The 26,089-nt window shown below is 36.4% G+C and carries 16 protein-coding genes and 1 pseudogene; 10 read left to right on the forward strand and 7 right to left on the reverse strand.

Translation table 11 applies throughout. The annotated features are described in order from the left end of the window. Window positions 1-6: 6 nt before the first annotated feature. On the reverse strand, window positions 7-3,042 hold the full coding sequence (locus ACH784_RS19560; RefSeq protein WP_404396899.1) for an FAD-binding and (Fe-S)-binding domain-containing protein: 3,036 nt from the start codon (window positions 3,040-3,042) through the stop codon (window positions 7-9). Between the two features lie 135 nt (window positions 3,043-3,177). Between ACH784_RS19560 and ACH784_RS19565 the strand changes: the two genes are divergently transcribed. Both ACH784_RS19565 and ACH784_RS19570 read left to right on the forward strand, forming a co-directional pair. Further along, the gene (locus tag ACH784_RS19565) at window positions 3,178-3,381 is read left to right on the forward strand and encodes a hypothetical protein (RefSeq protein WP_404396900.1); all 204 of its coding nucleotides are present in this window, start codon (window positions 3,178-3,180) and stop codon (window positions 3,379-3,381) included. A 110-nt stretch (window positions 3,382-3,491) separates the two neighbouring features. Beyond that, entirely contained in the window at window positions 3,492-4,823 is a 1,332-nt protein-coding gene (locus ACH784_RS19570; protein WP_404396902.1) for an IS4 family transposase, read from the forward strand. Between the two features lie 41 nt (window positions 4,824-4,864). On the opposite strand, the gene ppsA is transcribed toward ACH784_RS19570, so the two are convergent. After that, on the reverse strand, window positions 4,865-7,246 hold the full coding sequence (gene ppsA, locus ACH784_RS19575) for a phosphoenolpyruvate synthase (RefSeq protein ID WP_404396904.1): 2,382 nt from the start codon (window positions 7,244-7,246) through the stop codon (window positions 4,865-4,867). A 138-nt stretch (window positions 7,247-7,384) separates the two neighbouring features. On the opposite strand from ppsA, the gene ACH784_RS19580 reads away from it, so the two are divergent. Further along, window positions 7,385-8,194, forward strand: coding sequence for a pyruvate, water dikinase regulatory protein (locus tag ACH784_RS19580; protein WP_404396906.1), 810 nt, complete (start codon window positions 7,385-7,387; stop codon window positions 8,192-8,194). 109 nt (window positions 8,195-8,303) lie between these two features. Here ACH784_RS19580 and ACH784_RS19585 read toward each other — a convergent pair whose 3' ends face one another. Both ACH784_RS19585 and ACH784_RS19590 read right to left on the reverse strand, forming a co-directional pair. Continuing rightward, complete coding sequence (locus ACH784_RS19585; protein ID WP_404396909.1) at window positions 8,304-9,653, reverse strand: class II 3-deoxy-7-phosphoheptulonate synthase; 1,350 nt, start codon at window positions 9,651-9,653, stop codon at window positions 8,304-8,306. 825 nt (window positions 9,654-10,478) lie between these two features. Further along, window positions 10,479-10,590: pseudogene (locus ACH784_RS19590) on the reverse strand (integrase core domain-containing protein); the annotation flags it as partial. 1,711 nt (window positions 10,591-12,301) lie between these two features. Between ACH784_RS19590 and ACH784_RS19595 the strand changes: the two are divergent. Beyond that, a complete protein-coding gene (locus tag ACH784_RS19595) occupies window positions 12,302-13,171 on the forward strand; it encodes a DNA replication terminus site-binding protein (RefSeq protein WP_404396912.1) in 870 nt (289 codons plus the stop codon). A 9-nt stretch (window positions 13,172-13,180) separates the two neighbouring features. Here ACH784_RS19595 and ACH784_RS19600 read toward each other — a convergent pair whose 3' ends face one another. Beyond that, window positions 13,181-14,395, reverse strand: a complete 1,215-nt coding sequence (locus ACH784_RS19600; protein ID WP_130254783.1) for a replication protein A — start codon at window positions 14,393-14,395, stop codon at window positions 13,181-13,183. 675 nt (window positions 14,396-15,070) lie between these two features. On the opposite strand from ACH784_RS19600, the gene ACH784_RS19605 reads away from it, so the two are divergent. The 6 genes from ACH784_RS19605 (at window position 15,071) to rmuC (ending at window position 23,207) form a co-directional block, all read left to right on the forward strand. Further along, window positions 15,071-16,309 carry an AAA family ATPase gene (locus tag ACH784_RS19605; protein ID WP_404396915.1) on the forward strand — a complete coding sequence of 413 codons (1,239 nt, stop codon included), beginning with the start codon at window positions 15,071-15,073 and terminating at the stop codon, window positions 16,307-16,309. Between the two features lie 10 nt (window positions 16,310-16,319). Beyond that, on the forward strand, window positions 16,320-17,282 hold the full coding sequence (locus ACH784_RS19610) for a transcriptional regulator (RefSeq protein ID WP_404396917.1): 963 nt from the start codon (window positions 16,320-16,322) through the stop codon (window positions 17,280-17,282). Between the two features lie 157 nt (window positions 17,283-17,439). Then, on the forward strand, window positions 17,440-20,544 hold the full coding sequence (locus tag ACH784_RS19615; protein WP_404396918.1) for an SNF2-related protein: 3,105 nt from the start codon (window positions 17,440-17,442) through the stop codon (window positions 20,542-20,544). A 227-nt stretch (window positions 20,545-20,771) separates the two neighbouring features. Next, window positions 20,772-20,972 (forward strand): hypothetical protein, encoded by a 201-nt coding sequence (locus tag ACH784_RS19620; RefSeq protein WP_404396920.1) that lies wholly within the window; start codon window positions 20,772-20,774, stop codon window positions 20,970-20,972. Between the two features lie 22 nt (window positions 20,973-20,994). Then, window positions 20,995-21,678: a response regulator gene (locus tag ACH784_RS19625; protein WP_404396922.1), complete on the forward strand. Its 684-nt coding sequence runs from the start codon at window positions 20,995-20,997 to the stop codon at window positions 21,676-21,678. A 65-nt stretch (window positions 21,679-21,743) separates the two neighbouring features. Continuing rightward, window positions 21,744-23,207: a DNA recombination protein RmuC gene (gene rmuC / locus ACH784_RS19630; RefSeq protein WP_404396924.1), complete on the forward strand. Its 1,464-nt coding sequence runs from the start codon at window positions 21,744-21,746 to the stop codon at window positions 23,205-23,207. A gap of 53 nt (window positions 23,208-23,260) precedes the next feature. Here the strand turns inward: rmuC and ACH784_RS19635 are convergent, their stop codons facing one another. Together ACH784_RS19635 and ACH784_RS19640 are read right to left on the reverse strand one after the other, a co-directional pair. Continuing rightward, complete coding sequence (locus ACH784_RS19635) at window positions 23,261-23,752, reverse strand: hypothetical protein (RefSeq protein WP_404396926.1); 492 nt, start codon at window positions 23,750-23,752, stop codon at window positions 23,261-23,263. 276 nt (window positions 23,753-24,028) lie between these two features. Next, the gene (locus ACH784_RS19640) at window positions 24,029-26,062 is read right to left on the reverse strand and encodes an ATP-binding protein (protein WP_404396928.1); all 2,034 of its coding nucleotides are present in this window, start codon (window positions 26,060-26,062) and stop codon (window positions 24,029-24,031) included. Window positions 26,063-26,089: the final 27 nt, after the last annotated feature.

Here is a 26,089-nt window from a genome sequence, read left to right on the forward strand (position 1 = left end):
ATAAAATTAAAGATTTGATGCAATAAACTCTATTGGGTGCAGCGGTTTTTTCCCTTCAAATCGTTTAACTTGTGAACGACATGAAAAGCCAGTAGACAAAATAGTATCTAATTGCTCATTTTCTATCTTTTTCTTCCATGAAGATTCGTATAATAACTGTGATTTTTCAAAGTTTTGTTTCTCATGCCCATATGTTCCAGCCATACCACAACATCCAGTTGTAGGAGTTTTAAGTTCTAAACCTAATTGAGAAAAAATATTTTTCCATACTTTTGATGCTGAAGGCATCGCAGTAGTCTCAGTACAATGTGATAACAAAGTTAAACTAGAATTACAGTTAAGTTTGATTTTACTGAAATCAAAAGACTCAAATAATTCATGAGCAAGTTTTACTTCAAAGTCTCCTCTTTCCTCTGAGTTTAGAATTGTTCTATATTCATCTCTATACACCATGACCAATGATGCATCTAAACCAATCATAGGAATATTTAGCTTTGAAACTTCGTTTAAGAATTTACTTGCTGATTTAGCGGTAGATTTAAATTCCTTTAGAAAACCCTTAACGTGTTGAGGTTTACCATTTGGAATAAAAGGTAGCACGAAAACATTTTTTCCTAATGCTTCGATTACTTTAATTGTCGCTACAACAAGTTCAGCTTCATAATAACTAGTGAATGGATCTTGAACAATTAAAACTGAATTCTTTCTTTCTGATTCTGAAAGTGAATTTAGTATTTCTAAATCAAATTTATTTTCTGATTTTAAGCTTTTTGAAATAGAGGGGACACTCAAGTTAGGTGTGTCAACGTAGCCTATGACATTATTTATGAATTGTTTACCAGGAAAGTTATTCACAATAAAATTATTTAGTCTTGGAAATTTAGACATTAATGGCGCTGTTAATTCAACATTAGCAACCAGTAAATCTTTCGCTGGTCGTAAATAAATACTGTGATAGAAATTTAAAAAACGAGATCTGAATGTTGGTACATCAACCTTTATTGGACATGCTGAAGAACATGCTTTACATGCCAAGCATTCGTCCATCGCTTCTTTTACTTCGTGATTAAAATCGTAGTCATCTGAACCTGAATTTCGGTAGCGTTCCCACCAGGTTGTGTCGTTTTCTTTATTTATTAATTGTTTTTCAATTTCAAGAAGGTTTACGCCCTGCTCTTCTTGAAGTCTTAACCATTCTCTAAATAATGATGCTCTTCCTTTTGGTGAATGCCTTCTATCTTTTGTCACTTTATAAGAAGGACACATAGGTGTGTCATCATCATAATTAAAACATAGTCCATTACCATTACAGTTCATGGCATTTTCAAAACTGTCTTTAACAGAAACATTTATTTTTCTATCAAACCAACTTCTTTTTTGATCATCAACTGAAACTAGTGAGTCTTTACTTTCAATTGGTGTACATATCTTTCCAGGGTTCAACCTGTTATTTTTATCGAAGACAGACTTTATTTTCCTAAGTTCAGTAAATAGCGTTTCACCAAAAAAGTCAGGTCCATATTCACTTCGATAACCTTTACCATGCTCTCCCCACATTAAGCCGTTGTATTTTGCTGTTAATGAAACCACTTGATCCGAAATTTTTCTCAATAACTTTTCTTGTTCAGGATCGCACATATCGAGTGCTGGTCTAACATGTAATACCCCAGCATCGACATGGCCAAACATGCCATAATGTAAATTGTGACTATCGAGTAAAGTTCTAAATTCAGAAATAAAATCGGCTAAGTTTTCAGGTGGTACAGCTGTATCTTCTGCAAATGCGAGTGGCTTTTGTTTGCCCTTAGTATTGCCTAACAAGCCAACTGCTTTTTTACGCATTGCATAAATTTTAAGAATTTCAGCTTTATCATTCGTTAACTGATAGCCGATCACTCCTGCTTGTTTATTTTCAATAAGTTCGTCTAGTTTTTTACAAAGCTTATCAATTTTGTCATCCATTTCATTTTCAGTTTCCCCATTAAATTCAACCATGTTTAAACCCAACATTTCTTGGTTAGGTACATCTTGAATAAGGTCTGAAACTGAATGCCAAATAATATCTTCTTTAGCTAAATTAAGAACCTTACTGTCAACTGTTTCAACAGATGTGGCGTTTGCTTGAACTAAAAATGGAGAATTTCGAAGTGCTGAATCAAAGCTGTCATATTTTATATTGATCAGGGTTTTAAAAGGTGCGATTGGTGTAATGTTAAGCTTTGCTTCGGTTACAACTGCTAGTGAGCCCTCACTACCAGTAATAACTCTTGTTAAATCGAAAGTAGTGAGATCAATATTAAAAACATTTTCTAAATCGTAACCAGTTAAAAATCGATTTAGTCTCGGAAATTTCTGAAGGATTAATTCTCTTTTACTTTCACATGAAGTGAGTACTTGCTTATAAATATCAGAAGTCTGAGTTTTTTGTTCAGCGAGTAACTCAGCTTGCACTTTAGTTATTTTAGACGTGTTTAATTCGGTACCATCTACAAGATACGATTTGAGTCCTAATACATGATCGCTTGTTTTGCCATAAACTAAAGAACCTTGCCCTGAGGCATCAGTATTTATCATACCCCCAATAGTCGCTCGATTACTGGTAGAGAGATCGGGAGCAAAGAAAAAACCATAAGGTTTTAAAAAGTCATTGAGTTGATCTTTAATTACGCCAGCTTGAACTCTTACCCACTTTTCATCTAGATTTATTTCCAATATTTCTCGCATGTGTCGCGATAAATCCAGAATTATACCTGGAGTCAATGATTGCCCATTTGTTCCAGTGCCACCACCTCTTGGACCAAAAGTTAATGATAAAAAGGGATCTTGATTTGCAGTTTGTAATGCTAATTGAATATCTTTATTTGTTTTTGGGAAGATAACAGCTTGAGGAACTTCTTGATAAATACTGTTATCTGTTGAATTTACAATACGTGTTGCATAACTCGTATCTAAATCTCCGGAAAAGCCAATATTCTTCAATTGTTCTAGATAGTTATTAATTAATTGGTTTGCATTATCTTGTTGAGAAATTTGAGCAATCATGACGGTATTTTTTTATTACTTATGCCCCTATTGTACCATGGTAGCAAGTTAAGAAAATTGAGTTTTATATTCTTTGTTACAGTTAGAAACAGAAAAATATATTTATCTTGATTATATTTAAATAAGGAGGCTGATATGAAGAAATTATTGATACTAAGTTTAGGCGGCTTATTTGTACTACTAGCAATTATATTCTTTGTAGTGCCCGGTCCTTCAATTATTTTTGGCTTGGCTGCTTTAATGTGTTTCTCTATTTACTACCCTAAAGCGAGAGTCTATCTCAAGAAATTACAACGTCTATTTAGAGATGTTTGCTACAAGCTGGATAAAGTAAAATAAAAAGCCGGCAATTGCCCAATGCTGATCAGTTAAGAAGCAAAGAGATCAGTTGACCGATCTTTTAAAGAGTTCAGAATCCGATATTAGGAAACTAATATCGGATTTTTTTTATGCCTCTTTCTAATCACTGTGACGACCTAACTTCGTTTTTAGATGATGTACACACCCTGGATAAACTAAAGAATGTCCTTGATGCCGATATACTTGAACAGGCGTTCGAGTATGCTGGAGTTGCAACCGTGCGCCGAAGAAGGTTGCCGTTAGAAGCTATTATGTGGTCAGTCATTGGCATGAGCCTATTTCGTAACGAAACAGTATGGGATATCGCAAGCCGATTAGATATTACGCTGCCGGGGAAAAATAAACTGGTTGCGCCCAGCGCTTTGGTTCAAGGTCGTCAACGTTTAGGGGTTGATGCAGTGTATCACTCGTTTCGATTGTTGGCCCAAAGTGCATTTTACAAGCATGCCTTTGAGCAGTGGTGTGGACTGAATTTGTTAGCTGTTGATGGAGTGAGCTTTAGAACTCAAGATAACGAAGAAAATCGAAGTGCGTTTGGTAGTGACAGTAATCAATTTGGTGAAAGCAGTTATCCTCAAATCAGGATGTGTAGTTTGATGGAGGTATCAAGCCATCTATTACTGGATAGTAGCTTTGATGCACGCCATGTAGGGGAAATGACACTTGCCAAAAGACTTTTATCGTCTGTCCCAGATGACTCTTTAACGCTATTTGACCGTGGCTATTACTCTTTAGGCCTTTTATATCAGTGGCAAAGACAAGGTAAAAATACACATTGGATGTTACCAGCTCGCAAGGATTTACAATACCAAGTTGAACGTCATATCAGCGATGAAGATAAAATAATCACTTTACATACTAGCCCTCAAGCTAAAAGTAAATTTAAAGATTTACCAGAGCAAATAACCGCTCGACTCACTACGTATAAAGTTGATGGGAAAAGCTACCGTGTACTGAGTTCATTAATCGACCCCATGCGTTATCCATATGATGAATTAACAGAAGTCTATACTCAGCGTTGGGAAATAGAGTTGGGCTTTAGAGAAATGAAACAAGGGTTGCATCAGTCTAAACATGCATTACGAAGTAAAAAGCCTGATATGGTACGTCAAGAGTTATGGGGACTACTGTTAGCTTACAACTTAATCCGCATTGCAATGATTGATGCAACGAAAGCGGAAGAAATCCTGATACCCAGACAACTTAGTTTTAGTTTATGTATGCGCTATATCATCGCATTTTTTATGCTCACTCCTATCCACAGTGCGAGTAAGTTGCCAGTACACTATGAAGAGCTGCTGACAACACTAAGATTGTTTGTATTACCAGACCGGCTTCCTGATAGGAGGTACCCAAGAGAGGTTAGAAAGAAACCAAGGAAATATCCGTATAAAAGAAAATGCCAGTCAATTCTTAACTGACTGGCATTAGGCAATTGCCGGCTTCATTAAAAAACTAATAGTTAGTCCTTGGCTTTTAATTTATCAGCCAGATATAACCAAGTCTCTAATACTGTGTCTGGATTTAAAGATACAGAATCAATACCTTGCTCAACAAGCCAAGCGGCAAAATCTTCATGATCCGAAGGACCTTGACCGCAGATACCTACATATTTACCTTTCGCTTTAGCCGTTTGAATAGCCATAGATAAAAGCTTCTTAATTGCAGGGTTTCTTTCATCGAATAGGTGTGCGATTAAACCTGAATCACGGTCAAGGCCTAATGTTAACTGGGTTAAATCATTAGAGCCAATAGAGAAACCGTCGAAGTATTCTAGGAATTCTTCTGCTAGTAATGCATTTGATGGTAATTCACACATCATGATTACTTTTAAGCCATTTTCACCACGTTTTAAACCATGTTCTTCAAGTAATTCAATTACTTGTGCAGCTTCTTCCAAAGTTCTCACGAATGGGATCATGATTTCAACATTAGTTAAATCCATGCCATTTCTTACACGCTTGATTGCTTCACACTCTAGTGCAAAACACTCGCGGAAATCTTCAGAAATATAACGTGATGCGCCACGGAAACCAATCATTGGGTTTTCTTCTTCTGGCTCATATTGCTGACCGCCAACTAAGTTCGCATATTCATTCGACTTAAAGTCTGACATACGTACAATGACGCGCTCTGGTGCAAATGCTGAACCTAAAGTAGCAATACCTTCAACCAATTTTTCGATATAGAATTCAACTGGAGAAGCATAACCTGCAATCATTTCTTTGATTTCAGCTTGTAAATCAGCTGGTTGAGTATCAAAGTTGATTAAAGCTTTAGGGTGAATACCGATCATGCGGTTGATAATAAACTCTAAACGAGCAAGACCTATACCAGCATGTGGTAATTTAGCAAAGTCGAACGCACGATCAGGGTTACCAACATTCATCATGATTTTCATTGGTAAATCAGGCATAGAATCGATTTGAGAAGTAATTACTTCATAATCCAGTTTGCCTTCGTAAATATAGCCCGTATCACCTTCAGCACAAGAAACAGTTACTTCTTGGTTATTGGTGATTAAGTCTGTTGCGTTACCACAACCAACTACAGCTGGAATACCAAGTTCACGAGCAATGATTGCTGCGTGACATGTACGACCACCACGGTTTGTAACGATCGCAGCTGCACGTTTCATGATTGGTTCCCAATCTGGATCTGTCATATCAGTAACTAATACATCACCAACTTGTACTTTATCCATTTCGTCGATTGAGTTAAGTACTCGTACAACACCTGAACCAATTTTGTGACCAATAGCACGACCTTCCGCAATGACATTTGAGTGTGCTTTTAGCTGGAAGCGTTCCATCACATTCGCATCTTCATTAGAACGAACTGTTTCTGGACGAGCTTGAACAATATAAAGTTTTCCGTCGTTGCCATCTTTAGCCCATTCGATATCCATCGGACGGCCATAATGTTTTTCGATGATCACAGCTTGTTTAGCTAGTTCTTGTACTTCTTCGTCTGTGATTGAAAAACGGTTAGATAATTCAGGTTCCATATCAACAATTTCTACTTGTTTACCATGTGACTCGTCACTTGAATAAACCATTTGAATTGCTTTTGAACCTAAGTTTCTTCTAACTACTGAAGGTTTACCTTTAGCTAATGTTGGTTTATGAACATAAAACTCATCAGGGTTAACTGCACCCTGTACAACCATTTCACCAAGACCATAGCTTGATGTAACAAATACAACGTCTTCGAAACCTGACTCAGTATCGATACTGAACATTACACCTGAGGATGCTTTATCAGAACGTACCATACGTTGAATACCGGCTGAAAGTGCTACACCACGGTGGTCATAACCTTGGTGAACTCGATATGAAATGGCACGGTCATTAAATAATGAAGCAAATACATGTTTAATAGCTACCATTACGGCATCTATACCACGTACGTTTAAGAATGTTTCTTGTTGACCTGCGAATGATGCGTCAGGCATATCTTCTGCAGTTGCAGATGAACGAACTGCGAAAGAAACGTCTGCTGATGCATCACCATGGAGCGTGTTATATGCGTCGCGAATAGCTTTATCTAGTTCTGGTTGGAATGGTGTATCGATGATCCATTGACGAATGTCAGCACCTACTTTTGCGAGGGTGTTAACGTCATCAACGTCTAATGTGTCTAGGATTTTGTGAATTTTTTCGTTTAAGCCTGACTGCTCTAAAAATTCATTGAAGGCTTCGGCGGTTGTAGCGAATCCGCCTGGTACTTGTACACCAGCGTTTGCTAGGTTTGAAATCATTTCCCCAAGTGACGCATTTTTGCCACCCACTCGAGGTACATCTTGCATACCTAACTCTTGATACCAGAGAACGTAGTCTTGCACGGAACTGTCTCCATAAACAAATTGTAATAAATGTGAGAGATTGTTTGACCATTAGTATAGTCGAGTGCATTCTACACTGGCAAAGCTAGTCGCGTAAACCGCGATAAGGAAAATAAACAAATTTCATTAGGCTTATTTATGAGAACTGCTTTTTATATTTCGGATGGAACAGCCATTACCTCTGAAGTTTTTGGTCATGCGACTCTTTCACTTTTTCCTGTTGAATTTCAACATAAAACCATTCCTTTCGTAGAAACAGTGGAAAGAGCAAAAGAAATTAAAGAATTAATCAATAATACAGTTAGTGCTGATGGTGAAACCCCTTTAGTATTTTTCACCTTCGTTAATCCGGAATTGTCCGATATTATTTTATCTAGTAATGCTGTTTGTTATGACTTCTTAACATTAGCCAGCCATGTTCTTAAGAAAGAACTAAAAACAGAACCGGTCCCCCGTATACATAGAACTCACTCAATACATGAATCAAGTTATGACTTTAGGATTGACGCGGTTAATTACGCACTAGCAAACGATGACGGTGCAAACATAAAGAACTACGAAGAAGCAGATATCATTTTGGTTGGTGTGAGTCGTAGTGGTAAAACACCGACAAGTCTTTATTTGGCTTTGCAGTATGGTATTAAAGCTGCGAATTACCCGATGACGGAAGATGATCTAGAAAAAGGCAACTTTCCTAAATGTCTATTGCCATATAAAAATAAACTCTTTGGGTTAACAATCGATCCTGAGAGGCTTTCTTTAATTCGACAAGAACGTATGGCTAATTCAAAATATGCGTCAATACGCCAGTGTCGTATTGAAGTGAGAGAAGTTGAAATGCTCTTCAAAAAGCATAAAACCCCTTTTCTTAATTCAACAAAACATTCAGTAGAAGAAATTTCGGCAAAAATTATTTCTGAAGCTGGATTAGTGAGGCGCAAGTACTAGTCTTTTGTAAACTATTCTTTAACTGGTGCGATTGAGAATACACAAACAAACTAAACCCCACTTATTTCGTGGGGTTTAAAAATATGAATTGCTATATGCTTGGTTTTAGCTATTTTCTTGCATCTTTTAATAAATCTGCAACTAAGAAACCAAGCTCTAAAACTTGATCGGCATTAAGTCTTGGGTCACATTGTGTTCTATATCTTTGCGCTAAATCTTCATCAGATAAACCATAAGCACCACCAGTACATTCAGTTACGTGCTGGCCAGTCATTTCTAAATGTACACCGCCCGCATATGAACCTTCAGATTTATGTACAGCGAAAAATTGACTGATTTCACGTAAAATGTTGTTGAAGCTTCTAGTTTTATAACCCGTAGTCGCTTTTTCAGTATTGCCGTGCATTGGATCTGAAGACCAAATCACTTTACGACCTTCTTCTTGTACCTTTCTTACCAGTGCTGGAAGCTTCTCAGGAAGAATATCTGCGCCCATTCTTGTAATAAGTGTTAAACGACCTGGTATATTATCTGGATTTAATGCGTCTATTAACTCAATAAGCTCGTCTGGTTTCATACCTGGACCTACTTTAACGCCAATTGGGTTTTTAATACCTCTAAAAAACTCAATATGCGCATGGTCTAATTGTCGAGTACGCTCCCCAATCCATACAAAGTGCGATGAACAGTCATACCAGTCACCAGTGAGATGATCCCTTCTCGTAAGGGCTTCTTCATAACCTAATAACAATGCTTCATGTGAAGTATACAGTGATGTTTCTTTTAAACTTGGTGCAACAGTAGAATCAATCCCACACACTTCCATGAATTGAAGCGCGTCTTGTATTCTGTCGGCGAGCTGTTGGAATTTTTCTTTTAATGGATTTGCTGCAACGAAGCTCATATTCCAGCGGTTTACTTGGTGCAAATCTGCCAAACCACCTTGGGCAAAAGCTCGTAATAAATTTAATGTAGCTGCGCTGTGATGATATGCCGTCATAAGTCTGTTCGGGTCTGGAATACGCGCTGATTCAGTGAATTCGAAGCTATTAACTATATCTCCGCGGTATGAAGGTAACGACACACCATTAACTGTTTCATAATCAGACGATCTTGGTTTGGCATATTGACCTGCCATTCTAGCTATTTTTACAACAGGACACTTACCACCATATGTTAATACAACAGCCATTTGAAGTAGTGTTTTGAATGTATCTCGTATGTTCGCTGCACTAAAATCTGAAAATGACTCGGCACAATCACCACCTTGTAACAAGAAGGCTTTGCCTTCACAAACATCAGTTAGACTTTTGTATAAGCTTCTTGTTTCTTCAGCAAATACTAAAGGTGGCGCAGAATTTAGCTGCTTTTCTACTTGTTTTAATTGTGCCTGATCCGGATATTCAGGCTGCTGGACTATTGGGAAGTCTCTCCAGCTATTTGGGTTCCAGTTGTTCATTCCTCATTCCTATATTTTATTTAGAACAGAAACAACTTACCTGATCATGATTATGATCTCAACTAATAGCACACGTTAAAAGAACACAACATACTAAATCAGGTTGTATACGTAAAGCAAGTATTACAGTAGAAGCAGTCAGATTAACGAGCTAAAAAGTACACATCATAAGTTAATTACACACCAATTTAAGAACACATCATACAATAAAGTTTAAATAAGCATTTCAAAGGTATTAAGTATTAATCAAAGGAATAAAGTAGAGCTATTTTTTTGAATGTTATTTAAACTCTTCATCGATCAAGTTTATTTTTGTATGCTTAATTTTAACGATTGATTTTTATCGTTGCTTGCTCGTAATTTTTATATCATCGAAAAATAGTGTTATGAAAATCTCTCTATATTGGGTTTATATTTTGCCGTTGTTTACAAAGGCTATTTGCTACGATTATATAGATTTAGTGAATTACAAAATTTTGGTAATTGTAAGCCTCCTCACTCATTTCTTAATTTTTTCTAACATAAATTAAACTGTTTTTCTTTCCTATCTTCAGCAGAGGCACTTTTCATTAAGCTATATTGATCTCTTTTGTAAAATTCATTTTCTTCGTATTAAAATTTAATGTCTTTTAACTTTTGGTTTTTCAATATCATATATAACCCTTGTATCACACTTTCAGATTGTTAAAGTTTTAAAGCATCTCTTGTTCATTTACACTTTCATAGTTTATGAAAGCTGTAATTTCATTTTTTAAAATTGTAACTCCAGCCAATTTAGTACAGCTCTTTTGTAAAATTTTTTGCAGTCACAAGATAGCTAATTAGTGTGATTTCACGTACTTCTTGCAGTGATTCAAACAAGTATCACTTCTTCACGGTAACTTCGGTTAAATCTTTCAACAAAACCATTTTGATAAGGACTACCAGGCTTTAAAAACTAAAGCTTAATAATGTTGTTTACCATCGTTCATATTTCCAACATAGTCGAAGTAAGCTCAGGGCCATTATCTACTCTAATTTGCCTTGTTTTACCGCGGCAAGCAATGAGGTGTTAGCCGTTTAACATTTTGACCCTCCACCACTATATTTTGTTCGCTGCTTTTAAAAGTTACTTTGGCCAATACCATGTTTACGGCGTTCCTCAGGAACGGGAACACTAGACTTTGCTTCTTTGATCATTTAGACAATTTTACTTTCGGTAGATTTGCTTTTTCTCATCGTAAATTTTCCTTTTTTAGTTTATGGATAACTCTACTTATTAACTGTTTTATATTTGGGGGAGTTACAAAATTGTATGTAGATTTTTTTGTTAGTTATTTCTTTGTCAGTATCTAAACTCGCGGTCAACTAAACAATTTATTGTGGCTTTGAACTTGAAGCATTTTAATTTTTGATGGTTAATCTACAGATATGTATTTCTTATAGGTGTGTATTGTTAAAGTTGAGTTGTAACTAGTTGGATAATTTCACATTTAAATGCTTTTTTCATTGTTTATAGCCTTCTCAATTTTACTACCTTTGATTTTAAAAAAAAATCTTTGTCTAGCCACATGATTTTTTTCTGGCTATTTTGCAAAGTGGTTATAAAAGTTCAATGCTTACAAGTTAGAAATTTTCAAATTTTACGGCTAGGCTCATACTTAATACCTCTTGTTCCCTTCCCTTTTAGACCAAGAAATAGATTGTGTTCTGGGTTTAACCATTTAATTTCATTTTTAGCTTTATTAAATTATCAAATTTCTCTAACTGGCATTGTATTTAGATTTTTCAGAACTTAATGAACGTGCCTGCTGCTTTGAATAACTGTCTAGTAAACAAATTACATTATCAATTGAAGAGAATCCCTTACTATTAAATTCTTTAGTCAATTTAACATAACAATAAACGCACTAAAAATTTATATAGAGGAATAGACAATTAGTCACTTATCGTGCTATATAAAGAACACATCATACTTGATTGATTTAGAATAAAGCTTTAAACATAGCTTCATATGCTATCAGTAAATAGATCTAATTTTGCTGTAATCTGAAATCTTATTTCTCGGTAACTATATCTTCTCTTGATTTGGCTTAGTTTTATAAAACTTTTTAAATACATTTATTGCTCAGTTCCAATTATGTATATTTCTTTTAATTCATGTTTTCAAATGTTCACTATTTCATATACTTCTGCTTAATGCTACAGAGTAATTCCATTGCTTCTAGTCTCAAAAAGTTTTTAATCTTTAAGAACTTTTCTTAATTAAGCCAGCTTTAAATTTTTACACAATTTATTTTTTGAAATTTACACATACACAATGATTTTTATAACTCCTATATTTTACCTTCTTGGTTTATTTGTTAATCATTACATCACTATCTTTTCAATTCACAAGTTTTAGACTAGCACTATGCTTTGTATTGTTTAGCAAGATTAAGAATTTGAGTAGTTTTCCAGCTCTATAGTGGTTCTGATGGAGTTTCGTAATAACTAAATTTATAGTTGCTTTAACGGTACTTGAAGCAAATCATTTTGTAATTATCCAAGCTATATCTTCCTTTTCCATGAAATTCTAAACTCTAAAGCCACTTAAAATTTATTAAAAATTGATAGTATGCTATAATTAAAGAACACATCATACTAAATATATTTAGAATAGCTTTTCAATGAATATTAATTTTCTTATCAAAGCACAATTCGATTTATTACAAAATCATCTAGATCTCTTTTCTAAAGAACTCGAATCTGCAAATTTTATTTCGGCTAATTATTACTCGTTACCAGATTATAATAAAGAGCAAGAACATAACGCTCCTGAACAAATCACTGTAAATGAAATTTCTGGCGATGAGGCCCTAAAAAAAATCATATTTGCATTCAATGATTTATTTCTAGAGTCTGGTAAAAGTGGCAAAGTTTTAACTCGGCACCCAGGAATTGTTTTAGTTGAAGATAAATTTAAACATTTACAGAATAGAATTAATTCAATAAACATTGAAAAAGCAAAGTTTAAGGAGCTAGTTCTTAGCATACCCAATAATGATGCACGTTTTGAAGCCGTTCATTCAGCAATTCCAAATTTAATCACTTTAGCTGCATATCGAAAAATTCATTGTGAATCTGAGTCAGCTTATTCGGTACGGTTTTCCTGGATGAAGAAGCATGCAACGAAAACCTTAACTAAAGATGCAGCACTAGAAATGCTTGAACGCTCTTCTAAATATTCAAACCCAAGAGCAATAGATCAAGAGTCATGGTTAAAGGCGGTTGAAACTGAAAAAATTCGAGTTCTTAGTTTGGATGCTGATTCAAAATTAAGAATTCGAAGACCTACGAGAGTAACACCTGAAGTAAATATTCGATTTACTGCTACCAATAGATACCATGTAAGTGGTGCTTTACCGTTTATTATGTTAAATCCAAGCAAGAAACTAAAGGTTGGTAAGCTTCCTAACTATGATGCAAGTGTGAGCGATCCAAGAAAACGCGAGTATAATTTTTTAGTCGATAGAATTTATTTAGAAAAAAAAGAGTAAATTTATAATTTACTCTTTCACAATCTCTTCAAGTACATCTTCGTCTATTACTTCAACAGCTTCAACTAGACGTTTGCCACCCTGAATTTCGATTCTCTTGTTTTGTTTATTTAAAGTCAGAATTTCATCACAAAATTCTTCTGAAGGATGCATCTCATAAACATAATCGATGATTTTTCCAGTTTTATCATCTTTTACATTGGTTATATCATATTCAGAAATTGCACCTTTTTCGATCAAATCTTTCATTGTCGTTGTCATATCTCGGCGCAATGCTTTCAGTTTGTTTTCGGTTATTTCATCTGTTGAATAAATAGAACCGTATTTTTCCATGATAGAAAGCAGTCTAAAATGGTAGGTTTTTCCTGGTGCTGCATATCGCCATAAATGATACAAACGAAGCATCATCCAACGAGATAAACCGCGCTTTAATTCTTGTGCTCTGTTGAAATAGTAACCTTTATATTCCAGGTTATCGATCATGTTATGAACAAATGCGTTTAAACAAGCGACACATTTTACATTTCCACCCTGTCCTTTTTTGCCACTAAAGTGCAACGATGAAAGAAAATTCATATTAGATTCGTAGAAAGAATCATCAATATCTGTGTTTTTAGTGTCTGTAGCTGAATATTTAAACGATAATTTAGAACCTTGAAGTGCTTCAAGTGATTCTTTAATTTGTGGGTATGGCATAGATTGGCCAACAGCTTTCAATTCCTGCGCCAATTCGTTCATTGAAAATATAACAGCATATTGAATACCGGACTTAAAATTGATTTTTACAATTTTACCTTTAGAGGCAAGTCTAATTAATGCTCTTTCTACTTTTTCTTCACGATCTGATGGCCAAACCAAGCATTCAACTTCTTCGCCTTCAAGTTTAGTACTCACTACTGCAGGCGTAATTTTTATTTCGCCTTCGTAAAGAATTCCATCAACTTTTTCTGATATACGTCGAGTAATTATTGTTTTTTTCGGGGCTTCTTCTAGTGGTAATTTTTTATGACCGGAACGGACAAACCTACCCCAAAGATCATAATGGTTAAAAGTATTTGAATAGGCTCGTAGTTCATGTGCAGCACTATCAAGTGTAATACGAACATCTTTGTTGTCTGTAAATAGTGCTAAATTTTCATTATCGGTTGCACTCTCTACTCCATGAATTTGCCCACGTAATGAATCAGGTAGATTATCTACTGAGATGTTCACCTTTCGGCTCATTGTTTTACTTCCAAATTTCGACGACATGCTATAACAACATATTCCACAGCAAAAGTTAATAATTAAAGTTAGTAAAAAAGTGATCTGAAGCCTATTTTTATTCAGATCATTTTTTTACTAACTGCTTTCGCAAATCAAAATTTTACTAAGTCAAAGTCGTTTTGTCATATCTTTTGACGGTATTATCTGACATCAGGCCCGTTTTCTTTGTGTATAACTTAGTTTCAAATTAATAAAGATCTGATCTGTACCAAGAACAGATCAGATCTTTATTAACTTAAAGCAATTATTAGCTTAATGATCAGTGCATAACTCACTGATATAACTTAGTAAAAAAGTGATCTACAAGGCATTTCTGTACATAAGTTTGGTTATAAACTGTGAATAAGTATCCAGTTGAAAATTTAGTTAGTAAAATCAAGATCTATTAGTTAATAAAGATCAGATCTTTACTTCGTTATTAAGTGATCTGGTTTTTTTCTTATTATTACATAAAATCAATTAGTTAAGTGTTATTTTTGTAGTCTTAACCTTTATTACCTTATAATTTAACCATACTTAATCTTCTTTTTTATTCTTTATTTGTAAGTAAATAACAAATGTCTTCTTTTTTTGTTGTTTACTATTAAAGTTATGGACATTATAATCTTTAGCATAAAGTTAAGGATATTATGTATGTCAATTAATAATCGCGCACTATCAACCTATAAACTTCTGAAAGCTACAGCTGAAGTTGCAGAGCAATCTTTAGAAGGTAGAATCCAACATTATCGCGCCCATTTAAAAAGCGACGAAAAAGAGCTCCGTACATATACACAAAAAGCTGCTGCTGATTTATTGGGCTGTAATAACAGAACTTTAAAACGCAGACATGATCAAGGTGACTTCGATGAATTAAATATTCAAAAAGGTGCCAATGGTCATTATGCATATACACTTTCTAATATCTTCGCTATGGCTGAAATTATGGGGATCCCACATGATCAGCGTAAAGAGAACGATAAACTCCAAGTTATCGTTATCAACTCTTTAAAAGGTGGTTGTGGTAAAACAACGTCTTTAGTAAACATAGCTGCAGCTTTAGCAACAACTAATATCAAACGTTATCGCATTGGAATTATTGATCTTGATCCTCAGGGTTCTTCTTCAAGCTTTTTTCCTTCTCAAGATCCTGAGCCGATCACCGTAGGCGATCTTATGCGTGATTGTATTGAGCTTGATGAAGGCGAAGTTTGGTCTGATGTTGTTAGTGAAGCTTTTCAAGCGACTCATATTCCAAATATTAGACTTTTACCTTCAGGTATGGACGACTTTTATTTTGAGCATGAAACAGCAACAGAATTAAAAGAATCTTCTAGCTATCAGCAAACTCGCCACTATCATAAATTACTAGAAAAAGTTATTAAGCCTGTCGAAGATCAGTTCGATATAATTCTAATTGACACAGCCCCATCTTTAAACTTTATGTTTTACAATGCTTTGATGGCTTCTACAGCAATGCTTATTCCTGTACACCCTGAAGCTGTCGATTTTGATGCAAATAATAAATATCTAAAACGTCTTGGTGAGATTTATCACACAGTTGCCGCGCTTGGCCATGAAGGTTGGGACTTTATGCAGTTCTTAGTTACCAACTATGTTAAAGGTAACCATTCACAACGTGATATTGTTAAAGACGTTCGTAGTGCTTTTGGACGTCAGGTTATGAGCTACCCTATCAATCATAGCTCTGCTATTACAGCTAGCTCGTCTTCATTTAATACGATCTTTGATCAAAAAACATCTGATAGTCTTGCCAGCAGAGAGTCATTGATAAAATCACAAGAAAATATCAAAGATGTTGTTGATGAACTTGAAATGCTGATCCGATCAAACTGGGTTTCAACCCAATCTTCTTTAGAACAACAAAATTAATAGGTTTTACATGGCTAAAAAACGTAAAAATGACACTCGCTTAGACCCATTTGCTACGCCTGTAAGTACCAGCAGTTTAGATGAGTTATTAGAACAAGCATCAGTGGGAGAAGTACTCACAATGCCTGCACCCAGTGATCCAACTAGAATGATCACTATGACATGCCAAGTGATCTCACATCGAGATATCGAGTCGCAAACTCGAGTTTATGGCCAGAATCGTCGAGAACAAAGTTTACTGTCAGATAAGTCTGTTGCAGACATTTTGCCAGCAATTAAAAACGATAAAAGAAACCTTCATCCGGCACTTTGTTGGCTAAAAGATAATACACAATGGGTTTTATCTGGTTCTAGACGTCGAAAAGCCTGTTTATTAGCAGATGCGGATTATGTTGTACTCTCTTCGTCTGATTTTACTGATGCAGACGCAAAACTTTTAGCGGTATCTTCAGATCAATACATTGCACCTAGCTTGTGGGAGCTTGGACAGGCTTATGCTGATACCAAGCAAGATCTCATTGCTCAAGGCAAAAAAGGCTCTTACAGAGAAATAGCGGAGCTTGAAGGCGTATCTCACACTGCTATTGCTGACTCTTTAAAAGCATTCGAGCAAATTCCAATGCAAGTTTTGCAACATTACCCTACACCTAATCACTTAGGTCGTGAAGCGGCTAAGAAATTGATTGATGCGATTAAAAAAGATAAAGATACGTTTTTCTTATTACTTGAAGGTTTACCTAATCAAGCTTTCATGTCTGAAGAAATGAGTGATGAAAAACGCGCAATCAAAATAACACAATATCTTGTTAACTTTGAGCAACCTATTCGTCGTAACGAGTCTTTATTTAGCAATGAGTTCATTGATTTACAAAGAAGCAATAAGAGTGGTGATATAACCATTAAAATCAATAATCAAGTTATCACTGATAAGCGACTTGAGCAGCTACAAAAGTTGTTATCTTCTTACAATTAAGAAAGGGCCTAGGCCCTTTTTTTGTGCTGTAAATAAATTGATATTAATCTTGGCTGGTCTTACTAGTTATGTTTTTCCCAATATTACGACCATTGGGTTTATTCAGTAGTCATATTTCCATATACTGGGCGGATGATTTGATTTTTACGCGAATTAAATGTCAACGCAGTTATCTAAAGAACAGTTATTTGCTTTATTTGAAGAAATAAAACAAGAACAAGCCACTCAGTTCCCTCTCTCAGAGCGGTTTTTAAAACAGTATTTCAATAGCAGTTTGCTGACAAAAGCAAAAGAATATCTGCATAACTCGCAAATTAGTTTTTTAGAACACAGCGATGACTTTTCCAATATTGAAAGCCAAGTGATGGGTAATTTTGGTAATACTTTTTCTCAACATATAAAAATTACCAAAGTGAACAATAATCCCAGCTTAGATGCACAGTGTACCTGTTCTAATAATGCTAAGTGTCGTCACATTGCTGCGGTGTTACTTAAATTAAAAGTCGAACATTCAGGTGGTTTTGGTGAAGCATTCTTAGTGAACGATTGGTTTAATGAACTTTCGGCATTGCAACACGATGAACGTATAGATACTGATAACGTTCTGCTTTTTACTCTTGAGCCAATCGGGCAAGAGTTATTACTTTACCCTAAAATGTCACCTTATCGCCCTGACGGTCAATACCCGCTTGGTCGATTGTTGACAGAACCTCAATTAAATAGCCCTGTAGCACCTCCAGGCTTACTTGAATCTGACTTTAGACTCTTTAGCTGGGTTCGCTCTCAAAACTCTCCAGGGCATTATGAGCTTTCTGGTAAGTGGGGTTTTGAAGCTGTTCAACAACTTATACAAACAAAAAGATTATTCTTTCAAAACAATCGTGCGCCATTGAAACTCGGTCACCAAGCTAATCTGACATTAAATTGGCATCAGAAAAACGAAAAGTCGCAGTTAGTTGCTACGGTTGATGGTATTGAGAGTTGGCATCTCATAAAAACAGATCCTCCTTTATATTTAGATGCTGATAACAATACCATTGGGCGAATTAATAGTGCGCTCAGTGCATTTGAAATTGCGCATATTAATACAATGCCTGCAGTACCAAATGAACAGTTGACGCAAGTTGTAAAACGTTTTCAAGAAGTGTTTGCTGATAATTTAGTTACTATGCCCAATGGAGCTGAGGCTCAGCTAGAGTCAACTAATGTACCAATTACGCTGCAGTTAGTTGAGTCAAATACCAGCTTCGGTTTTAAAATGTCTTCCTCTTTGAAGTCTGATGCAACAAATACTGAAATGAGTAAGATTTTAAAGCGAACAGAGCAGTATCTACTTGGTTTGGGACTTCGTTTAGAAGATGGACTTTTTGTTTTACCGCAAAACGATGGCGCTTTTATTCATTGGTTTAATCATGAAGTAAGAAGTCACTTACAAAGCAAGGGGTGGATGGTTGATGAAATTACTCAATCAGATCAGGTGGTGGTAGCAAAAGTTTCGCTGCAGCTTAAGCGTGACAAACATCACCATATTACGGGTAAAGTGTTACTCGATTCTAACCCTGTATTACTCGATTGGGACAAACATGCAGAGCTTGAAGTAAATACATTAGCTAACCAGTACCGTTATGTTGACATTGCCAAGCAAACTTACGCAATTGAAAAGCATTGTTACGATAAATTGCTCTCTTTAAAAGAGAGATTTAGTTATTACGCATCGAGTGCACAGTTTAAATTCCCGCTTTCAGTAATAAAACAGCTTTTTGCAATTCAAGAATTGACTATTGATTGTAAGGATAAGAGGTTACTCGATTATTTAAGCGAGCTTGAAAACCCTGAACAAGTTCAACTCAAACCTAGTAATCATAAAAGTAATTTATTCACGCTTCGAGATTATCAAGAATTGGGTGTAAATTGGTTAAAATTTTTACATCGCCATCAGCTAGGTGGAATTTTGGCTGATGATATGGGCTTAGGTAAAACGTTACAGGTGATTGCTTATTTCATTAACCAGCATAACACTTTGGTGACTAGGCCAAGCCTAATTGTCTGTCCAACGAGTTTAGTCGGAAATTGGCAAAGTGAGTTTGCGCGTTTTGCGCCTAATTTACAGCTTACGACTGTACATGGTAGTCACAGAGAAAAGGTATTAACTAACCTTCATGGCGCACGTTTTATTTTAACAACATATCCACTTTTAAAACGCGATCTTGAGTATTACAAAGGGTTAGATTTTGATTCCATAGTGCTTGATGAAGCGCAATATATTAAAAACGAAGCTGCGCAAGTGTCTAAGTGTGTAAAGCAATTGTCTGCACAATTTAAGTTATGTTTGAGTGGTACTCCGGTAGAGAATAACCTATTAGAACTGAAGTCTTTACTCGATTTTGTTATGCCTGAAGTATTGGGGACTAAGCAGCAATTTAAAAGCTACTTTCAACAGCCCATTGAAAAAGAACAAGATCATAGCCGTGTCAGTGAGCTCAAAGAGCTTATTTCGCCATTTATTTTACGTCGTACCAAGCAGCAAGTGGCGACTGAGTTGCCAAGTAAAACCGAGTTGGTAAAAGAGCTACAATTTTCGCCAGTCCAATCACAACTCTATTCTGATATTCAAAAACAACTTGAGAATAAGCTTTTAGAGTTATTTAAAGAGCAAGGCGTTGAGCGCAGCAAATTGGCATTTTTAGATGCCTTGTTGAAGCTGCGACAAATATGCTGCCACCCTAAATTGGTTAATGCTGAAACCACTGAAGTAGGCGCTAAGCTTGCTTGGTTAGGTGAGCATTTGCCTGAAATATTGGCCCAAGGTCGAAAAGTGATCATCTTTAGTCAATTTACATCGGTATTAGACCTCGTTGCTCAGCATTGTGAGGAAATTGGGATCTCTTTTAGTATGCTTACGGGTCAAACACGTCACAGAGACAAGGTTATTGCTAGTTTTACTGAAGGCGAGAGCAATGTGTTCTTGATCAGCCTAAAAGCGGGTGGTACAGGGCTAAATCTAACGCAAGCTGATACGGTGATCCATTTTGATCCATGGTGGAACCCTGCTGTAGAAAATCAAGCCACAGATAGAGCTTACCGCATTGGTCAAGATAAGCCTGTTTTTGTTTATAAGTTGATTATGGCTGATTCTATTGAGCAAAAAGTGTTTACCATGCAACAACAAAAGCAAGCTTTAGTCGATGCGTTATTTGATGATAAACACATGACCTTTAATAGCTTTGATGAAGAGCAAATGCTAGCACTCTTACAAAGTTAAAAATTTTAAAATAATTTTGAACTAAATCAGATAAGGCCGGTCTATAAGTACAGTGATGCAGATTTACTGTTTTATTTCCCCCCTTAACTTACTTGTTTAATGGCCAACTTAAAGTTGGCCATTTTTTTTATTCTTTTTAGCCATTCCACATTTGATCCACATTGTGTTGCTTTAATTACCCTATCGCTTACTTACTTTAGTTAATTGCAGCCGATTTGGAGTCGATTATGCTTTGCCATCAACAATCTGAATTAAGTTTTATTGAACCACTTTCACCTTGTGATCAGGATTTGCTTTCAGAAGTTGCCAGCAGTGAAGATCTTTCAAGTATTTTAACTATGCTTTTATTCGATGAAACTTTATCGTACGAGCTGAAACAGAGTGTTAAAGCCCAGCTTAAACAACTAAAATGTCTAAAATCGCAATAAGTGAAGAAAGTAATTAAAAGCCATGCCACATATCCTGATAGTTGAAGATGAGTATGACATTGCCGAGCAGGTAATGTTGTTTTTTAAAGCTGCTCAATTTGAAATAACCCATATTGCCGATGGCGCAAAAGTTGTTGATTGGGTGGCTGAGCATAAACCCGATGCTATTTTAATGGATATTATGTTGCCCAACCAAGATGGGGTTGAGTGCATGAAGCAGATCAGGCAGTTTTCTATGGTGCCTATTGTCATGATGACCGCGAAAGTCGCTGAGGCTGACAGGCTCAGAGGGCTTGAATTTGGCGCTGATGACTATGTGTGTAAACCATTTAGTGCAGCGGAGCTTGTGATGCGAGTTAGGGCTATTCTTCGCCGTTGCGCACCTGTAGAAGTTAAGCAAGAAAAAATCGTAGTCGATGAAGAGCAACTACTTATAAAGCTAAAAGGGCAAACTTTACCGCTTACTAAAGTTGAATTCGATATTTTTGCTTTATTGTACAAAGCTCCTAGTCGAGTTTTTTCTCGCCAGCAGATCCTAGATTTTATCCAACCAGATAACTTTGATATTTCAGATCGTGTTATCGACAGCCATATTAAAAACATCCGCAAAAAAGTTAAGCTAGTTGGCGTTTCGTCAAAATTACTTGGATCAGTGTACGGTGCAGGATACCGTTTTGATGAGCAGCAAATAGACGCAGCAATTTAATGCAGTAGTGAACCCTAGCTTGGTCTAGGGTATTATCGGCTTAATAATAATATTCAGAGGCTGATATGTTAGAGTCACTTCTCTCGCAATTGAATTGGATACATGGTGCTGCAGCCATATTGGGGATGCTTACTTCCCTGCCTTTTTTTTGGCAACGTCTGTCACACAAACAAACTGTCGTAAATCAACTGCAATCACAACTTGATTTGCACACAGCTCAACTTGAACAGCTTCAACAATCTTATCAGTCGCAACATGAGCTCGTGTTGCAATTACAAAATGAAAAGTTGCAATTGCATGGACAAATGCAACAAGCTCAAGCCCGTTTAAGTGAAAAACAACAACAAGCTCAGCAATTTCATACGCTTTGGCAAAAAGGTGAGCAAAACTTACAAGCACAAAATCAAGAGAAGAGCTTACTTGCTGTTGAACTGGCCGAGTTAAAAGCGGCGTCAAAGCAAAAACAAGCTGCGCTTGAGGCGCAATTGAATCATCTTGAACAAACAAAAACCCAGTTAAAGCAAGAGTTTGAGAATCTTGCAAACCAGATTTTCGAAGAGAAATCACAACGGTTTAGCCAGCAGAGCCAAGAGCGAATTGGTCAGCTGCTGCAGCCTGTTCAAGGTGAATTAAAAGGCTTTCGTGACAAAATGGAAGCCATTCATAGTGAAGAGCTTAAGCAGCGTGCAGCTTTAAAAACAGAGTTGTTGCATCTTCAAGCCAATAATAAATCAATCACCGAGCAAGCTGATAAACTAACGACAGCACTGCAAGGGCAAAAGAAGACCCAAGGTAATTGGGGCGAGTTGATGCTTGAAAATGTGCTTGATAGCGCAGGTTTAAGAGCTGGGTATGATTACAAAAGAGAGGCGTCTTTTACTACTGAAGTCGGCAAGTTTAGACCCGATGTATTGGTTTACTTACCTCAACAACGGCATTTAATTATTGATGCGAAAACCTCATTGAATGCCTATACCCGTTTTGTAAATGCCGAATCAGACTCTGAAGCGCAAACCGCCTTAGCCCAGCATTATCAAGCTGTGGCAGATCGAATTAAGGAATTGGGCGATAAACGCTACGAAAAACTGCCTGGGATCAACTCCCCTGAAGTGGTGATCATGTTTATTCCTATTGAGTCGGCATTTGTTGCTGCTGTAAAGCACAACCCAGCACTGTATCAACATGCTCTTGAAAACAACGTATTGGTGGCAACTCCCACAACCTTATTAACTAGTTTGAATATAGTAAAACAACTTTGGCGTTTTGAAGAGCAATCAAAACACAGTAGAGAGTTGGCTTTACGTGCAGAGCGTTTTTACAATAAACTCAATGGTTTCTTACATAGTATGGAAGGGGTTGGTGCTCAGTTAGATAAAGCGAAAGAAAGCTACGAAAAGGCATTTTCTCAGCTTTATTCAGGTAAAGGTAATTTAATTAAGCAGGCATCAGAGTTTAAGGAGTTGGGCGTGTCGGTCACTAAAGAGCTACCAGAGTCCTTGCAAGAGAAAGCGCGATTAGAATTAGAATAAAGAGAATAAAAAAGGAGCCTTACGGCTCCTTATAGTACTCTCAGTTTAATGGGTTAACTGGTTTGTGGTGCATTGGGGTTGTCGCACTGCGCCTTTTGCCCTTTTCGCTGCAAAGACACAAATAAATTCATAGTGAGTGGATGGGTTTTTATGTCTCGCCAAATCACGCTGCTGGCAGGTGGACACAAAGAATGTCTCACATAGTTACTTAACACATCGCCTTCCATATTTAATTTTTTAGGTACGCGTATATGCGTTATTATTCCATATTCACTAAACTTCACTTCATCTAACTGCCACGTTCCCATCATAAATTGTTTAGAAAAATAGCGCGCTATTCTAGTCTGTGATTCTCCAGGTAATGGCGTTTGCGCTTGAGCTGAAGGTAAACTTGTCCAGTAAAAAACCACAAAAACCGTTAAAAATACAAGCCCAAGATATACAAACTTAAGCCAAGGTGTATGTGTTTTTTTATGACTGTTTTGCTTTTGGCGTGACTCAATGATTTTCGCCCAGTCACCGTGTTTCAAAGTTGGTTGAGACATATTCTTCTCCCGTATTAATGGCTGTATTTAAACAAACCAATGTGGAAGAAAAATGGAGTGAATGTGGAGTAAAACCAATCCTCAATAATACATAATCATTTTGAGGGACTAAAACTGACGCTAGCTGTGTTGAAAATTTCTTATTTAGAACAACCAAATCACAAAATTTTCGTCTTGCTATCGACAAGTTTTCTTTGCCTCAAAATTGCTTACTTTATCAAGAGGATTGGTTTAATTTGTAGGCTTAAACAAGCCTACAAATTGAGTTGTTAGGCTTTATGCATTGTTCTTAAGTGGCAAAGTGATCTGAACACACAACCCACCGGATTTACCATGCTTAGTAACTATATCGCCCTGTAATGCATGAACTAAACTTTGGCAAATCGACAGTCCTAAGCCTGAGCCACCCAGTGCTCGAGAACGTGATTTGTCGACTCGATATAAACGATCAAATAGCTTTGGTAAATCATCGTCACTGACCCCCGGGCTTGTATCGTCTAGCTGAATAAAGGCATGTGTGTCGTCGGCTCTTACTTTCAGTCTGACATGCCCTGGCGCATCGGTATATAAACAAGAATTTTTGGCAAGATTTAAGATCACTTGTTCAAGTTTTGATTGATCAGTGACTAACAGTGTGTTTGCTGCCAGATCGATATCACTGATAAACCTGAGCTGATATTGTTCTGTTAAAAGCTTAATATCGGACATAAACTTTTGTGAAAGTTGCTGCAAGTTTACTTCTTGATAATCTAGGTACATAGCCTGATTTTGCAATTGGGATAATTGGTATACATCAGAAATAAGATTATTTAGCTGAGCAATTTTGTCATTGATTTTTCCGTAGGCTAAAAACTTATCATCAATAAGATTATGCTCTAGCGCTTCAATATGAAGCTTTAATACGCTTAGAGGAGTGCGCAACTCATGGGAAATGTCAGCCAACATTTGCTCTTTTTGCGCTAAGTTATGTTGGTACACTTGTGCTTTATATTGACTATTCTTCTGCTTTATATAGTAGATATAAATCACGGCGGCACTGAGCACTGAAATTAATAAGCTAGCTAATAACCAAATGCGTTTTTGCAGTGTTTCGTTTTCAAGCTCGATAGTTGTTAACGCATGTTTCTTTTCTTCTTGCGCAAGCTTTAATGATTTAAGAAGGTTATCTAAGCGCTTTTTAATTGTGACTGCATCACGTTCTTCGATATTTTTAGCGACGGTTTTAAAGTCTGCGGTTGCATTGAGTAAATATGAATAGGCATCTTCATAGTTTGCTTGTTGCGCATAGGCTTTACTTGAATACAAATTAAATTGATGGGTAAAAAAGGCTGACTTAAATTGCACTGCAAGTGGTTTTGATAGCGCAAGATACTCTAGTGCGGTATCAGGTTGCTGCTGCTGAATATAAGCTTGCGCCAAATGAATATAAGACCAAAACTTACGAACTGTAGATTCAGTCTTTTCAGCATACGCGTTTTCTTTTTTAGCATGCCATAAACTTTCAGACAGCATATTTTGTTTTGCATAAATACTGAATAAGGTGCCATGCGCACTAGATAAGCTTTCATTGGCATTAAGCTGTTCTAATAACGAAATAGCTTCATTCAATTGAGGAATGGCGTTTTGATAGTCATCTTCCTTAGCCGATAGTTGTGCGAGCGTTAGGGCTGTCGAAGCTATATTGCGTTTATGGCCGGTTTTTTTATCATAAACAAGGGCTTGCTCAAGGAAAAAACGAGCTTGAGTCCCTTGGCGTAGTACATTGGATAAACCAAATAGATTGTAGTAATTGGCAGCTTTTAGTTCATTGTTATCTGAGCTTTCTAACGCTTTTTGTGCCTTGGTTTGTTGCTCCATCGCTTTATCAAATGCACCTTGAGCTTCATATAAAACCCCAAGGTTGATCATTGACTGTGCTTTAAGATCATTATCATTGAGAGAAAGCGCAACTTGCTTTGCAGCTAAATAATAATATTCCGCTTTATCGGTGTTCATGTTTCGACGGAAGTTAACACCTAACTCTTTATTCACCTCATATCTGAACTCTAAGCTTTGTTCAGGTAGTGTGAGCAGTGGTAATAAAAGCTCTATGGCTTGGTTATATTGCGCTTGCTCACGAGCAATTTTGGCTCTTTGCAAATTAACCTGAGGTTGAAAAATTAACTGTTTTTCTCGTTCGAGCGTTTTCAGTGCAACATCTAGTTTACCTTCCTTGGTGAGCTTTTTGGCTTCAGAAATAACTTCTGATGTTAACGGTGCGGCACTTAAACTAAAGGCCCAAGCCGCTAACAACAAGGTAAAACGTTTCATGTGGTTTTTTAAAAGGGAATTATTTAT

Source organism: Pseudoalteromonas phenolica (assembly GCF_044788725.1).
In the GTDB taxonomy this organism is placed as follows: domain Bacteria; phylum Pseudomonadota; class Gammaproteobacteria; order Enterobacterales; family Alteromonadaceae; genus Pseudoalteromonas; species Pseudoalteromonas phenolica_C.

Coding starts and splice junctions, on each gene's coding strand:
- ACH784_RS19585 (WP_404396909.1), bottom strand. CDS start 9,653: ATGAACAACTGGAACCCAAATAGCTGGAGAGACTTCCCAATAGTCCAG.
- ACH784_RS19610 (WP_404396917.1), top strand. CDS start 16,320: ATGGCTAAAAAACGTAAAAATGACACTCGCTTAGACCCATTTGCTACG.
- ACH784_RS19615 (WP_404396918.1), top strand. CDS start 17,440: ATGTCAACGCAGTTATCTAAAGAACAGTTATTTGCTTTATTTGAAGAA.
- ACH784_RS19560 (WP_404396899.1), bottom strand. CDS start 3,042: ATGATTGCTCAAATTTCTCAACAAGATAATGCAAACCAATTAATTAAT.
- ACH784_RS19620 (WP_404396920.1), top strand. CDS start 20,772: ATGCTTTGCCATCAACAATCTGAATTAAGTTTTATTGAACCACTTTCA.
- ACH784_RS19600 (WP_130254783.1), bottom strand. CDS start 14,395: ATGAGCCGAAAGGTGAACATCTCAGTAGATAATCTACCTGATTCATTA.
- rmuC (WP_404396924.1), top strand. CDS start 21,744: ATGTTAGAGTCACTTCTCTCGCAATTGAATTGGATACATGGTGCTGCA.
- ACH784_RS19570 (WP_404396902.1), top strand. CDS start 3,492: ATGCCTCTTTCTAATCACTGTGACGACCTAACTTCGTTTTTAGATGAT.
- ACH784_RS19580 (WP_404396906.1), top strand. CDS start 7,385: ATGAGAACTGCTTTTTATATTTCGGATGGAACAGCCATTACCTCTGAA.
- ACH784_RS19640 (WP_404396928.1), bottom strand. CDS start 26,062: ATGAAACGTTTTACCTTGTTGTTAGCGGCTTGGGCCTTTAGTTTAAGT.
- ACH784_RS19565 (WP_404396900.1), top strand. CDS start 3,178: ATGAAGAAATTATTGATACTAAGTTTAGGCGGCTTATTTGTACTACTA.
- ACH784_RS19595 (WP_404396912.1), top strand. CDS start 12,302: ATGAATATTAATTTTCTTATCAAAGCACAATTCGATTTATTACAAAAT.
- ACH784_RS19635 (WP_404396926.1), bottom strand. CDS start 23,752: ATGTCTCAACCAACTTTGAAACACGGTGACTGGGCGAAAATCATTGAG.
- ACH784_RS19625 (WP_404396922.1), top strand. CDS start 20,995: ATGCCACATATCCTGATAGTTGAAGATGAGTATGACATTGCCGAGCAG.
- ACH784_RS19605 (WP_404396915.1), top strand. CDS start 15,071: ATGTCAATTAATAATCGCGCACTATCAACCTATAAACTTCTGAAAGCT.